Raw genomic sequence first — 13,675 nt, 5'->3', positions numbered from 1 at the left:
GGTGACTTCCGCTGCACACCGTGCCGTCGGGGAGCTCGATCGGGATGCGCGATCGCGGCTGATCGCAACGCTCGCCCGACGGTTCGGTGATCTCGACCTTGCCGAGGACATGCTGCAGGAGGCCATCGCGCAGGCACTCCGGACATGGCCCGACACCGGCGTGCCGTCCTCGCCCGAGGCCTGGCTGACGACGACCGCGAAGCGAAAGGCTCTCGACGTGGTCCGCCGGGAGAGCGTGCTCGCTCAGAAGCTCGCCAGGCTCCGGCTCGAATCCGAACGCGACGTTCCACCGGCCGGATTCGCCGACCCCGCCGACCACGCGCTGGACTCCGCGGTTCCGGATGAGCGCCTCGGTCTCGTCTTCGCCTGCACTCATCCAGTGCTGAAGCCCGAGGACCGCGTCGCGGTGACACTGCGCTTCGTCGCAGGCCTGACGACAGCGGAGGTCGCACACGCGCTGCTTCTTCCGGTCACCACCGCCGCGCAGCGGATCGTGCGGGCGAAGAAGCGCATCCGGTCACTGGGAGTGTCGTTCGAACCGCCGAGGGCACGCGACCTCGACGAGCGAAAGTCCGGCGTGCTGCGCGTCCTCTATCTGCTGTATTCCGAAGGTTTCGCACGGTCCGCCGGCCCACAGCACATTCGGGACGATCTGACGGCGGAGGCGATCCGCCTGACGCGGATCGTCCGGCGGCTGATGCCGTGCGCGGAGACCACAGGTCTCCTCTCATTGCTCCTGCTGACCGAGTCCCGACGTCCCGCACGCGTGGACGCAGACGGTCGTCCCGTCCCTCTCGCCCACCAGGACCGAACGCAGTGGGACCACGATCTCGCGGCCGAAGGCATGCGTCTCGCGGAGGCGGCGGCAGCCGCGCCGGACGCCGCTTCTTACACGATCCAGGCCGCCATCGCGGCCGTGCACGCGGAAGCCACCGCCCCGGAGTCCACCGACTGGGCCCAGATCGCGGTGCTCTACCGCATGCTCGAGGCGCACGAGGGGAGCCCAGTCGTGCGGGTGGGCAGGGCCGTCGCCGTCGGCCGCGCATTCGGGCCGGCGCACGGGCTGCGACTGCTCGACGCACTCACCGACACCCCTGCGCTCGCTCGCTACCGGCCGTACCACGTGGCCCGCGCGATCACGCTCGCCGAACTCGGCGACGACGAGGCTGCGGCCGATGCGTACCGGAAGGCACTCGCGCTGCCGGGCAACGACGCCGAGGACGACTTCCTCGCCGCCACCCTCGCACGGACCGACTGACGAGCCCGTTCCTCGCCTAGCCTGTGACCATGAGCGCGAGAGCCTGGATCGCCGTCACCGCAGTCACCGTGCTGATCGCGTCAACGGGCTGCGCAACGGAGAACCGGCCGGCCCAACCCTCCGACGCAGCGATCATCACGACCGGACTCGACGCCCCGTGGTCGATCGCCTTCCACGGTCGTACTCCGCTCGTCAGTGAGCGGGATTCGGGCCGGATCGTCGAGATCGACGCCGACGGGGCTCAGCGGGAGGTCGCCACGATCGACGGCGTCGAGCCCTCCGGCGAAGGCGGACTCCTCGGGATCGCCCTCCACGACGACTATCTCTACGCGTACTTCACGGCAGCCGACGACAATCGGGTCGACCGATTCCCACTCGCCGGCGAGCCCGGCTCACTCGCCCTCGGCGACGCCGAGCCGGTGCTCGACCGCATCCCGTCGGCGGGCAATCACAACGGCGGGCGGATCGCCTTCGGTCCGGACGGGAAACTGTACGTCACCACCGGGGATGCCGGTGGGCCGTCGGATGCGCAGGACCGATCGTCTCTCGCCGGGAAGATCCTCCGCGTGGAGCCGGACGGCGCCGTCCCCGGTGACAACCCGTTCCCCGGCTCCCCCGTCTACAGCTACGGTCACCGGAATCCGCAGGGCATCGGCTGGGCTCCGGACGGAACCATGTACTCCTCCGAATTCGGCCAGGACACGTGGGACGAACTCAACGTGATCGAACCGGGCGCCGACTACGGCTGGCCGGAAGTCGAGGGAATCGGCGGCCGACCGGGATTCGTCGACCCCGTCCAGCAATGGCCGACCGGCGACGCGAGCCCGAGCGGCATCGCGGTCACCGCCGACTCGGTCTACATCGCCAACCTGCGCGGGGAACGGCTGCGCCGCGTTCCGCGGAACGCGCCCGCAACCTCGACCGAGTCGATGGTCGGCACTCACGGCAGGCTCCGCGACGTGGCGATCGCACCCGACGGAGCGATGTGGGTACTCACCAACAACACCGACGGGCGGGGTGATCCGGCAGACGGCGACGACCGTATCGTGGCCGTACATGAGTGACGATCTCGTCTGGTACGTCAGTTACGGGTCCAACATGTGCGCCGATCGCCTGGCCTGCTACCTGCAGGGCGGCCGACCCGAGGGCGGGATGCGCACGTACACCGGCGCACGCGACCGCACCCCGCCCGCGCAGAGCCGACCGACGACGCTTCCCGGCCGCATCTTCTTCGCGGGCCTCTCCCGCAACTGGGGCGGCGGCATGGCCTTCTACGACCACGCGACTCCCGGCTCGACGCCCGCGCGCGCCTACCTCATCACCGCCGGTCAGTTCGCCGACGTGGCCGCCCAGGAGTCCGACCGCGAAACGGTCGTCGACGGCCGGATCGAACGAGCGCTCCGCGACCACGAGGCACTCGCAGTCGGCGACACCCAGGTCATCGGCGACGGCCTGTACGCCCGGCTGGTCCGGGTCGGCACGATCGACGGACGACCGAGCCTCACGTTCACCTCCGCCGCTGGGCTCGACGCAGTACCGCACACTGCGCCGACGGACGCGTACCTGACGATGATCGCCCGAGGTCTGCGAGAGACCGTCGGATGGGACGATCGGCAGATCGGCGAGTACTTCGATTCGGTGCGGCGACGCGATCCCGGTGACTAATGTCAGGGCCGTGACTTCCTCCACCGGCGCACGCGAACGGGTCACGCTCCGTGTGCTGGTCTACTCCGACGACTCCAGGACACGACGGCAGGTGATCGGCGCGCTCGGCGAGACTCTGCACCCCGATCTGCCCGACCTGGAATTCGTCGAGGTGGCCACCGCTCCGATGCTGCTGACGCATCTTGACACCGGCACCGTCGACGTCGCGATACTCGACGGCGAGGCCGCGCCCGCCGGCGGCATGGGCATGGCGAAGCAGATCCGCGACGAGCACGACCCGTGTCCGCCGCTGGTCGTGCTGATCGCCCGGGCGGCCGACCGCTGGCTCGCCGACTGGTCGCGTGCCGACGCCACCGCGCAGGTCCCCGTCGACCCGATGGGGCTCTCGCGAACCCTGGTCGCGCTGCTGCGCTGAACGACCCTCCGATTCGCCGAGAATGCCCACGGCACACATCTTTCCGTGAGTAGTGTGTGCCGTGAGTCACATCAACAGATGTGGAGGTATTACCGGCATGAACGCTTACGGACCGATCCTCATACTCGCTGCGATCGCACTCGCTTTCGCAGTCGTGTCAGTGGTCATCGCCTCCGTCGTGGGACCGCGCCGTCGCAACGCCGCGAAGCTCTCCGCCTACGAGTGCGGCATCGAGCCGCTGCCGCCTGCCGCGGGCATGGTCCAGCGGTTCCCGGTGAAGTACTACCTGACGGCGATGCTGTTCATCATCTTCGACATCGAGATCGTCTTCCTCTACCCGTGGGCGGTCGCGTCCGAATCGCTCGGCTGGTTCGGACTGGCGGCCGTCGCCTTGTTCATCGTCAACGTGTCCGTCGCCTACGCCTACGAGTGGCGCCGCGGCGGACTCAGGTGGGATTAGAAGAGCTGTGGGAATCGAAGAGAAGCTTCCCGGTGGTCTGCTCCTGACCACCGTCGAGAGCCTGGCCGGATACATGCGCAAGGGTTCGCTGTGGCCTGCCACCTTCGGGCTGGCCTGCTGCGCCATCGAGATGATGGCGACCACCTCCGGACGGTACGACCTCGCCCGATTCGGGATGGAGGCGTTCCGCGCCTCCCCGCGCCAGGCCGACCTGATGATCGTCGCCGGTCGCGTCAGCCAGAAGATGGCCCCGGTCCTGCGGCAGATCTACGACCAGATGGCAGAGCCGAAGTGGGTCCTCGCGATGGGCGTGTGCGCCTCGTCTGGCGGGATGTTCAACAACTACGCGGTGGTGCAGGGCGTCGACCATGTGGTGCCGGTCGACATCTATCTCCCCGGATGCCCGCCACGTCCGGAAATGCTGCTCAACGCGATCCTCGCCCTCCACGAGCAGATCGGCGACATGCCGCTCGGCGTCCACCGCGAGGAGGCGATCCGCGCAGCCGAGGCCGCAGCACTGCAGGCGAAACCGACCATCGAGTTCACCGGGCTGCTGCGATGACCGACGATCCGACCCCGCAGCAGACGGGCAGCGGCGCAGGTCACGAACCCGACGTGATCGGCACTCGGCGCGGACTGTTCGGGGCCAGCGGCTCCGGGGACACATCCGGGTACGGCCGGCTCGTCGCACCGATCACGTTTCCGGGCGACTCCTCACGACCGTACGGCGGCTACTTCGACGAGATCGCCGACGAACTCGCTGCGGGGCTGCAGCGACGCGGGATCGCCTACGGCGACGCCGTCGAGAAGGTAGTGATCCACCACGGCGACATGACGGTTCACATCGCTCGCGAGCACCTGGTCGTCGTCGCGGCCACCCTGCGCGACGAGCCGTCCCTGCGCTTCGAACTGTGTCTGGGCTGCAGTGGAGTCCACTATCCCGACCAGACCGGACGAGAACTGCACGCGGTGTACCCGCTGCGGTCGCTGACGCACAACCGCTCGGTTCTGCTCGATGTCAGCGCCCCGGACGCCGACCCGCACATCCCCAGTCTGTACCGCGTCTATCCCACCGACGACTGGCACGAGCGGGAGGCGTACGACTTCTTCGGGATCGTGTTCGACGGCCACCCATCTCTCACCCGCATCCAGATGCCCGACGACTGGGAAGGCCACCCGCAGCGCAAGGACTACCCGCTCGGCGGTGTGCCCGTCGAGTACAAGGGGACCACCATCGCGCCACCCGATCAGCGGAGGTCGTACAACTGATGACCGACACCTACGACGACGCCCCCGGTTTCACCGTCTCCGGAAACGACTGGGAGGACGTGGTGAACGCGGTCGCCGAGCGCGCGGCGGCCGATCCCGGCGACGAGCGGATCATCGTCAACATGGGACCGCAGCACCCGTCGACCCACGGCGTGCTGCGGCTGATCCTGGAGATCGAGGGCGAGACGGTGACCGAGGCGCGCTGCGGCATCGGCTACCTGCACACCGGGATCGAGAAGAACCTCGAGTACCGGAACTGGGCACAGGGCGTCACCTTCGTGACGCGGATGGACTACCTATCGTCGTTCTTCAACGAGACGGCCTACTGCATGGCCGTGGAGAAGCTGCTCGGCATCACCGACGACGTGCCGGATCGTGCGAACGCGATCCGCGTGATCCTGATGGAGCTCAACCGGATCTCGTCGCACATGGTCGCGCTGGCCACCGGCGGGATGGAACTGGGTGCGGTGACGACCATGTTCCTGGGTTTCGGCGCGCGCGAGAAGATCCTCGACCTCTTCGAATCGATCACCGGTCTGCGCATGAACCACGCCTTCATCCGGCCGGGCGGGGTGGTGGCCGATCTGCCGCAGGATGCACCGGCCAAGATCACCGAGGTCCTCGACGCGCTGCCGGCCGAGATCGGCGAGGTGGAGGCGCTCCTCAGCGAGAACTACATCTGGAAGGCCCGCACGCAGGGGGTCGGGTACCTGGACCTGACCGGCTGCATGGCGCTCGGGATCACCGGGCCGGTACTGCGGTCCACCGGACTCCCCTACGACCTCCGCAAGAGCGCCCCCTACTGCGGTTACGAGAAGTACGACTTCGAGGTGATCACCGATACGACGTGCGACGCCTACGGTCGTTACCTCGTCCGCATCGAGGAGATGAAGCAGTCGATCCGCATCATCCGGCAGGCGCTCGACGCGCTGGAACCCGGGCCGGTGATGGTGGCGGACCGCAAGCTGGCGTGGCCCGCCGATCTCGCGGTGGGACCGGACGGGCTCGGCAATTCACCCGAGCACATCGCCGAGATCATGGGCGTCTCGATGGAATCGCTGATCCACCATTTCAAACTCGTCACCGAGGGCATGCGCGTGCCGGCCGGACAGACGTACGTGTCGATCGAGTCGCCGCGGGGCGAACTCGGTGTGCACGTCGTCTCCGACGGCGGCACGAGACCGTACCGAGTGCATTTCCGGGACCCCTCGTTCACCAACCTGCAAGCCGTGGCGGCGATGTGCGAGGGCGGCCTGATCGCCGACGTCATCACCGCGGTGGCCAGCATCGACCCTGTGATGGGAGGCGTCGACCGATGAGCGAACCGGTCTTCCTTGAACTGCCCACTCGGACACCGCCCGCCCCGCCGATCGAATTCGACGGTCCGGCGTCGTACTCCGCCGACGACACCGCCGCACTCGCTGCCGAGGCCGAGCTGGTCATCGCCCGCTACCCGCAGTCGCGGTCGGCGCTGCTCCCCCTCCTGCACCTGGTGCAGAGCCACGACGGGTATCTGACCCGCGCCGGGATCGTCTTCTGCGCAGAGCAATTGGGGTTGACGGCCGCTCAGGTCGCCTCCGTCGCGACCTTCTACACGATGTACCGTCGCGAGCCCACCGGTGAGTACCTGGTGGGCGTCTGCACCAACACCCTGTGCGCAGTTCTCGGAGGCGACGTCATCGCGGCCGACCTCGCCGAGCATCTCGGGATAGGGCCGGGTGAGACCACCGAGGACGGAACGGTGACCCTCGAGCGAATCGAGTGCAACGCAGCGTGCGATCACGCCCCGGTGATGATGGTCAACTGGGAGTTCTACGATGCGCAGACTCCGGAGTCGGCGGCGCGACTCGTCGACGACCTGCGCGCCGGTAATCCGCCCGCTCCGAGCCGCGGGGCGAAGACACTGTGCACGTTCCGGCAGACGGCCCGCCTGCTGGCAGGCCTGCCGCAGGAGCGCCGACCGTGATAGTCATCGACCAGCCGTCCGGCGAACACGAGCCCGCCGAGGCGCCCGTCCTGTCCCGCCACTGGACCGACGACGAGCCGTGGCTGTTGCGGAACTACGTGCGCCGCAACGGATATCAGGGCCTGAAGTCTGCGCTGCGGCTGTCCCCTGCCGAGGTGATCGAGTTGGTGAAGGCCTCCGGCTTGCGCGGACGTGGCGGCGCCGGATTCCCGGTGGGCCTGAAGTGGTCGTTCATCCCGCAGGGCGAGGAGCGACCGAAGCCGCACTACCTGGTGGTCAACGCCGACGAGTCCGAGCCTGGCACGTGCAAGGACATGCCGCTCATGCTGATGACCCCGCACACACTCGTGGAGGGCGCGATCATCGCGGCCTACGCGATCGGGGCACGGCACGCATTCATCTACGTGCGCGGCGAGGTCGCCTCGGTGATCCGCCGGATGCGCGGCGCGGTCGACGAGGCCTACGAAGCCGGGCTCCTCGGCCGGAACATCTTCGGCTCCGGATTCAGTCTCGATCTGGTGATCCACGCCGGGGCCGGCGCCTACATCTGCGGCGAGGAGACGGCCCTCCTCGACTCGCTGGAGGGACGTCGCGGACAGCCCCGGCTGCGTCCTCCGTTCCCGGCCACCGAGGGCCTCTATGCGAGTCCGACCGTGGTGAACAACGTCGAATCCATCGCCAGCGTTCCGGCGATCGCGCGCAACGGCGTCGACTGGTTCCGGTCGATGGGCACCGAGAAGTCGCCCGGCTTCACCCTCTACTCGTTGTCGGGCCACGTCAGCCGCCCCGGACAGTACGAGGCTCCACTCGGGGTCACGCTCCGCGAACTCCTCGACCGCGCGGGTGGCATTCGGGCCGGACACTCTCTCAAGTTCTGGACCCCCGGAGGCTCGTCCACGCCGATGCTCACCGATCAGCACCTCGACGTCCCACTCGACTACGAGGGGGTCGCCGAAGCGGGATCGATGCTCGGCACGAAGGCCCTGCAGCTGTTCGACGACACGACGTGCGTGGTCAGGGCGGTGCTCCGCTGGACCGAGTTCTACAAGCACGAGTCGTGCGGCAAGTGCACGCCGTGCCGAGAGGGCACGTACTGGCTGGTGCACATCATGCGCCGACTCGAGGACGGTACCGGCTCGCTCGCCGACCTCGATCTCCTCGCCGAGACGACGGGCAACGTGGTCGGCAAATCATTCTGCGCCCTGGGCGATGGCAGCGGGAGCCCCATCACCTCGTCTCTGCAGTACTTCCGGGACGAGTACCTCGCTCACCTTCCCAGCGATGACGGCCCCGGCGGGTGCCCCTTCGACCCGGCCCGGTCCACTGCGTTCGGAGGACTTCGATGACCAGCCCCGAGCACACCCAGCACTCCGACAACCTGGTGCACCTCACCATCGACGGGACCGAGGTCGCCGTGCCGAAGGGTACCTTGGTGATCCGCGCCGCCGAGGCGATGGGCATCGACATCCCCCGCTTCTGCGACCATCCGCTCCTCGATCCGGTCGGCGCGTGCCGGCAGTGCCTGGTGGACGTCGAGGGCATGCGCAAACCGATGGCGTCGTGCACCACCGTCGTCAGCGACGGTATGGCGGTGCGCACGCAGCATTCGTCCGACGAGGCGCGGGACGCACAGCGCGGCGTGATGGAACTGCTGCTCATCAACCACCCCCTCGACTGCCCCACCTGCGACAAGGGCGGCGAGTGCCCGCTGCAGAACCAGGCGATGACCGCCGGGCGGGCGGTGTCCCGGTTCGGCGGACCCAAACGCACCTTCACCACGCCGGTCCCACTATCGCCTGCGGTACTGCTCGACCGGGAGCGGTGCGTGCTCTGCGCCCGCTGCACCCGCTTCTCCGAGGAGATCGCGGGCGACCCGCTCATCGAGATGGCCGACCGCGGCGCTCTCCAGCAGGTCAGCGCGTACGCCGATGAGCCGTTCAGTTCGTACTTCTCCGGCAACACCGTGCAGGTCTGCCCGGTCGGCGCACTGACCGGAACGGCCTACCGCTTCCGCGCTCGGCCGTTCGACCTCGTCTCCTCACCGAGCGTGTGCGAGCACTGCGCGTCCGGCTGCGCCCAGCGCACCGATCACCGGCGCGGCGGGGTGCTGCGCAGGCTCGCCGGTGACGACCCGGCGGTCAACGAGGAGTGGAACTGCGACAAGGGCCGGTGGGCGTTCGCGTACACACAGAGCCGCGACCGGATCACCACTCCCCTCGTCCGCGGCGACGACGGCGACCTCCATCCGTCATCGTGGCCCAATGCCCTGGCGGTGGCCGCGCGCGGCCTGACGCGTGCCGGCACGCATGCGGGCGTGCTGGTCGGCGGTCGCGCGACCGTGGAGGACGCGTACGCGTACGGCAAGTTCGCCCGAACCGTCCTGCACACCAACGACGTCGACTTCCGGGCCCGGGCGCACTCCGATGAGGAGACCGGATTCCTCGCGACACGGGTCGCCGGCACGGGAATCGATGTGACCTACGCCGACCTGGAGAAGGCTCCCGTTGTCGTCCTCGCCGGTTTCGAACCGGAGGAGGAGTCGCCGATCGTCTACCTTCGACTGCGCAAAGCGGTTCGCCGCAACGGTTTACGAGTCCACACCATCGCCTCGTGGTGCAGTGACGGTGCGGCGAAGCTCGGAAGTGGACTGATCAGCTGCATACCGGGACGCGAGGCCGGAGCGCTCCGCGATGCCCGCACCGCCGACCTCCTCGCCGAACCGGGAGCGGTCCTGCTGGTCGGTGAGCGCCTGGCGACGAGTCCGGGTGCGCTGACCGCTGCGGCCGATGCCGCCGCGCATACCGGCGCCCGACTCGCCTGGATTCCTCGACGTGCGGGCGAACGCGGCGCCCTCGACGTAGGGGCCGCTCCCGGTCTGCTTCCCGCAGGCAGACCCGCCGAATCAGCGAAGGCGCGAGAGGACCTCGAAGACGTGTGGGGCGTGGCACCGCCCGCCGAGCCGGGACGGTCCACCGAGCAGATTCTCGCCGCTCTGACGCAGGGCGAACTCGACGCCGCACTCGTTGGCGGAGTGGAGATCGACGATCTGCCGTCTCCGTCGAAGGCCGAGGCCGCGCTGACTGCGGCGTCGTTCGTGGTGAGCCTGGAGCAACGGCACAGCCGGGTGACGGACCTGGCCGATGTGGTGATTCCGGTGGCCGCAGTCGCCGAGAAGTCCGGAACGTTCGTCGACTGGGAGGGCAGACCGCGACCGTTCGATACCGCGCTCGCCCCCACCGCCGGTACCACGCCGCTGTCGGATCATCGTGTCCTGCACGCGATCGCCGCAGACGCCGGCACCGACCTCGGGTGCGACGACGCCAACGCCATCCACCAGGAGTTCGGGCGCATCGGCGCGTGGCGTGGCGACCGGCACGCACCGACGGCACCGAGCTCCACCGTCGCCGCCGACCCGACCGACGGTTTCGCCGTCCTCGCCTCGTGGCGGATGCTTCTGGATCTGGGCCGGATGCAGGACGGCGAACCCCACCTCGCCGGTACCGCGCACCGACCTGTCGCCCGGATGTCGGCCGCAGCGGCCGCAGCGGCGGGAGTCGCAGACGGCGAACCGCTCACCGTGTCGACGGAGCACGGTGCGGTCACTCTGCCACTGGTCGTCACGGATATGCCCGATGCGACGGTCTGGCTGCCGATGAACTCGCCCGGTTCCCGCCTCTACCCCTCGCTGGAAGCCGTTCCGGGCTCCGTCGTCCGAGTCGCCCCAGCGTCAGCTCCGACTCCAGCTTCGAGCGAGGACACCCGATGATCCTCGCCGCGACGCAGTACCCGACGCTGTCCGACTTCGGCGCCGATCCGTGGTGGCTGAGCCTCGCCAAGGCCATCGGCGTCTTCGCGTTCCTGGTGATCACCGTGCTCGCGGGCATCCTCCTCGAACGCAAGATCATGGCCCGGATGCAGACACGTGTGGGCCCCAACCGCGTCGGCCCGCACGGCATGCTGCAGAGTCTCGCGGACGGTGTGAAGCTGGCGCTCAAGGAGGGGCTGACTCCGCTCGGCGTCGACAAGGTGATCTATCTGCTCGCGCCCGTTATCGCCGTGGTCCCCGCTTTCACCGCCTTCGCCGTGATCCCCATGGGCCCGAACGTATCGGTGTTCGGGCACCAGACTCCCTTGCAGCTCACGGATCTACCGGTCGGCGTTCTCTACGTCCTCGCGATCACCTCGATCGGGGTGTACGGCATCATCCTCGCCGGGTGGGCATCGGGATCGACGTACCCCCTGCTCGGCGGTCTGCGCTCCACCGCGCAGGTGATCTCGTACGAGATCGCGATGGGACTGTCCTTCGCCGCGCTGTTCCTGCTGTCGCAGACGATGTCCACATCCGAGATCGTCGCCGGACAGGAGCACCACTGGTACGTCCTGCTGGCATTGCCCTCGTTCGTCATCTACGCCATCTCCATGGTCGGCGAGACCAACCGCGCACCGTTCGACCTGCCCGAAGCCGAGGGCGAACTCGTCGGCGGCTTCCACACCGAGTACTCGTCGCTCAAGTTCGCCATGTTCATGCTCGCCGAGTACGTCAACATGGCGACCGTGTCGGCGCTCGCGACCACGCTGTTCCTCGGCGGCTGGCAGGCGCCGTGGCCGATCAGCATCTGGGACGGCGCCAACTCCGGCTGGTGGCCGATCCTCTGGTTCACCGTGAAGATGTGGATGTTCCTGTTCATGTTCTTCTGGCTGCGCACCGCGCTGCCGCGGCTGCGCTACGACCAGTTCATGAACCTCGGATGGAAGATCCTCATCCCGATCGCACTGGGCTGGGTTCTGGTGGTCGGCGTGATCGTCACGGCCACCCGTGATGCGTCGGAGCTGACGACGTCGCTCATCCTCGCCGCCGCCGGCGTGTGCGTCACTGCGCTGATCATCCTCGGCATCCGACGACTGAGCCGGGTGCGCGCCACCCAGTCGGCGCCGCCTCCGGTGGATCCCACCGCACCGTTCGACCCCATGGCGGGCGGCTTTCCCGTCCCGCCGCTCCCCGGCCAGACGCTCCCCGATCGGAGCCTCGCGGACCGGCCCCTCGACCAGGAAGGAGTCAGATGATGCCCGATTTCGGCAAGCCCATCGCAGGCTTCGGGGTGACATTCGCATCCATGTTCCGCAAGCCGGTCACCGAGGAGTACCCCGAGGAGCACAAGGAACCGCCCGCCCGGTTCCACGGCCGACACCAGTTGAACCGGTACGCGGACGGCCTGGAGAAGTGCATCGGCTGCGAACTGTGCGCGTGGGCGTGCCCGGCCGATGCGATCTTCGTGGAGGGCGCCGACAACACCGACGACGAGCGCTACTCGCCCGGTGAACGGTACGGACGCGTGTACCAGATCAACTACCTGCGGTGCATCGGCTGCGGTCTGTGCATCGAGGCGTGTCCGACGCGGGCTCTGACCATGACCGACGACTACGACATGGTGGCGACCAGCCGCGCCGACATGATCTATGAGAAGGACCAACTGCTGGCACCGCTCGACGACGCCATGACCGAGCCACCGCACGATATGGCACCGGGCACGCGCGCCGAGGACTACTACCGCGGAGAGGTGACGTGAGGGTTCTCGCCGATCAGCTCGCCGTCACCTCCGGTACCGAGGCAATCACCTTCTGGGTGCTCGGCGCGATCGTGGTGATCGGCGCCCTCGGCGTGGTTCTGAGCCCGAAGGCCGTGTACTCGGCGGTTTTCCTGGCGATGACGATGATCATCCTCGCGGTGTTCTACGTGATGCAGGGCGCACTGTTCCTCGGTGTGGTCCAGGTGGTCGTCTACACCGGCGCGGTGATGATGCTGTTCCTGTTCGTTCTCATGCTGATCGGCGTCGACTCCGCGGATTCGCTCGTCGAAGCGGTGAAAGGGCAGCGGCTGGTCGCGGTCGGCGTTTCAGCGGGCTTCGGCGTGCTGCTGGTGGCGGCGATCGGCACGGCGACGCTCGCGCCGTTCGTCGGCGCCCCGGACGCGAGCAACGGCACCTCGCCCGGCGGGGGCAACGCCAACGTCCGAGCGCTGGCCGAGATCGTGTTCGTCGACTATCTGTGGGCCTTCGAGCTGACCGGAGCCCTGCTGATCACGGCGACACTCGGCGCGATGGTTCTCGCGCATCGCCGAGCCGCGGGTCCGGTGCGCGGGCAGCGCGAGCAGTCGATCGACCGGGTCGCGCGCGGCGAACACGTCACACCGCTCCCCGCGCCCGGAGTCTTCGCCCGGCACAACGCCGTCGACATCCCCGGACTCGAACCGGACGGCCGCCCGTCGCGGGCCTCGGTCAATCAGCGTCTGACTCCGCGGCTCCCCGAGTCGGGGCGCGCGGCCCGGAAGCTGGAGAACCGATGAACCCGGACAACTACCTGTATCTGTCGGCGATCATCTTCGCGATCGGCGCGTCCGGAGTGCTGCTCCGACGCAACGCGATCGTGGTCTTCATGTGCGTCGAACTCATGCTGAACGCGGCCAATCTGGCGTTCGTCACCTTCGCGCGCATGCACGGCAGCTTCGACGGTCAGGTGATCGCGTTCTTCACGATGGTGGTCGCGGCCGCCGAAGTGGTGATCGGCCTGGCCATCATCATGACCATCTTCCGCACGCGACGGTCCGCCTCCGTCGACGACGCCAACCTGTTGAGGCGGTGACGA

The 13,675-nt window shown here is 68.3% G+C and carries 15 protein-coding genes; all 15 read left to right on the top strand.

Annotation, left to right across the window (positions count from 1 at the left end):
• Position 1: 1 nt before the first annotated feature.
• The 15 genes from FO044_RS05295 to nuoK all read left to right on the top strand — a co-directional run bounded on the left by FO044_RS05295 (position 2) and on the right by nuoK (position 13,672).
• Complete coding sequence (locus FO044_RS05295; RefSeq protein WP_132993737.1) at positions 2-1,258, top strand: RNA polymerase sigma factor; 1,257 nt, start codon at positions 2-4, stop codon at positions 1,256-1,258.
• Between the two features lie 29 nt (positions 1,259-1,287).
• Positions 1,288-2,322: a PQQ-dependent sugar dehydrogenase gene (locus FO044_RS05290; protein ID WP_132993738.1), complete on the top strand. Its 1,035-nt coding sequence runs from the start codon at positions 1,288-1,290 to the stop codon at positions 2,320-2,322.
• Entirely contained in the window at positions 2,315-2,923 is a 609-nt protein-coding gene (locus FO044_RS05285) for a histone deacetylase (protein WP_132993739.1), read from the top strand. Before FO044_RS05290 ends, FO044_RS05285 begins: the two co-directional genes overlap by 8 nt.
• A gap of 10 nt (positions 2,924-2,933) precedes the next feature.
• Positions 2,934-3,338, top strand: coding sequence for a hypothetical protein (locus FO044_RS05280; protein ID WP_186290587.1), 405 nt, complete (start codon positions 2,934-2,936; stop codon positions 3,336-3,338).
• Between the two features lie 97 nt (positions 3,339-3,435).
• Positions 3,436-3,798, top strand: a complete 363-nt coding sequence (locus tag FO044_RS05275) for an NADH-quinone oxidoreductase subunit A (protein WP_132993741.1) — start codon at positions 3,436-3,438, stop codon at positions 3,796-3,798.
• 7 nt (positions 3,799-3,805) lie between these two features.
• Positions 3,806-4,360, top strand: a complete 555-nt coding sequence (locus FO044_RS05270; RefSeq protein ID WP_132993742.1) for a NuoB/complex I 20 kDa subunit family protein — start codon at positions 3,806-3,808, stop codon at positions 4,358-4,360.
• Positions 4,357-5,067 carry an NADH-quinone oxidoreductase subunit C gene (locus FO044_RS05265; protein ID WP_132993743.1) on the top strand — a complete coding sequence of 237 codons (711 nt, stop codon included), beginning with the start codon at positions 4,357-4,359 and terminating at the stop codon, positions 5,065-5,067. The genes FO044_RS05270 and FO044_RS05265 overlap by 4 nt, the downstream gene beginning before the upstream one ends.
• Entirely contained in the window at positions 5,067-6,386 is a 1,320-nt protein-coding gene (gene nuoD, locus FO044_RS05260) for an NADH dehydrogenase (quinone) subunit D (protein WP_132993744.1), read from the top strand. The genes FO044_RS05265 and nuoD overlap by 1 nt, the downstream gene beginning before the upstream one ends.
• A complete protein-coding gene (gene nuoE, locus FO044_RS05255; RefSeq protein WP_132993745.1) occupies positions 6,383-7,033 on the top strand; it encodes an NADH-quinone oxidoreductase subunit NuoE in 651 nt (216 codons plus the stop codon). Before nuoD ends, nuoE begins: the two co-directional genes overlap by 4 nt.
• Positions 7,030-8,379 (top strand): NADH-quinone oxidoreductase subunit NuoF, encoded by a 1,350-nt coding sequence (nuoF, locus tag FO044_RS05250; protein ID WP_132993746.1) that lies wholly within the window; start codon positions 7,030-7,032, stop codon positions 8,377-8,379. The genes nuoE and nuoF overlap by 4 nt, the downstream gene beginning before the upstream one ends.
• Positions 8,376-10,799 carry an NADH-quinone oxidoreductase subunit G gene (locus FO044_RS05245; RefSeq protein ID WP_132993747.1) on the top strand — a complete coding sequence of 808 codons (2,424 nt, stop codon included), beginning with the start codon at positions 8,376-8,378 and terminating at the stop codon, positions 10,797-10,799. Before nuoF ends, FO044_RS05245 begins: the two co-directional genes overlap by 4 nt.
• The gene (gene nuoH, locus FO044_RS05240; RefSeq protein ID WP_132993748.1) at positions 10,796-12,097 is read left to right on the top strand and encodes an NADH-quinone oxidoreductase subunit NuoH; all 1,302 of its coding nucleotides are present in this window, start codon (positions 10,796-10,798) and stop codon (positions 12,095-12,097) included. Before FO044_RS05245 ends, nuoH begins: the two co-directional genes overlap by 4 nt.
• Entirely contained in the window at positions 12,097-12,600 is a 504-nt protein-coding gene (gene nuoI / locus FO044_RS05235; RefSeq protein WP_132993828.1) for an NADH-quinone oxidoreductase subunit NuoI, read from the top strand. Before nuoH ends, nuoI begins: the two co-directional genes overlap by 1 nt.
• Entirely contained in the window at positions 12,597-13,376 is a 780-nt protein-coding gene (locus FO044_RS05230) for an NADH-quinone oxidoreductase subunit J (RefSeq protein WP_132993749.1), read from the top strand. The genes nuoI and FO044_RS05230 overlap by 4 nt, the downstream gene beginning before the upstream one ends.
• Complete coding sequence (gene nuoK, locus FO044_RS05225; RefSeq protein WP_132993750.1) at positions 13,373-13,672, top strand: NADH-quinone oxidoreductase subunit NuoK; 300 nt, start codon at positions 13,373-13,375, stop codon at positions 13,670-13,672. The genes FO044_RS05230 and nuoK overlap by 4 nt, the downstream gene beginning before the upstream one ends.
• The last annotated feature ends 3 nt before the right edge of the window (positions 13,673-13,675 follow it).

Origin of the sequence: Gordonia zhaorongruii (assembly GCF_007559005.1) — a bacterium.
GTDB lineage: Bacteria > Actinomycetota > Actinomycetes > Mycobacteriales > Mycobacteriaceae > Gordonia > Gordonia zhaorongruii.
The sequence above is the reverse complement of the archived record's forward strand: the minus strand, read 5'-3'. Positions and strand labels throughout refer to the sequence as shown.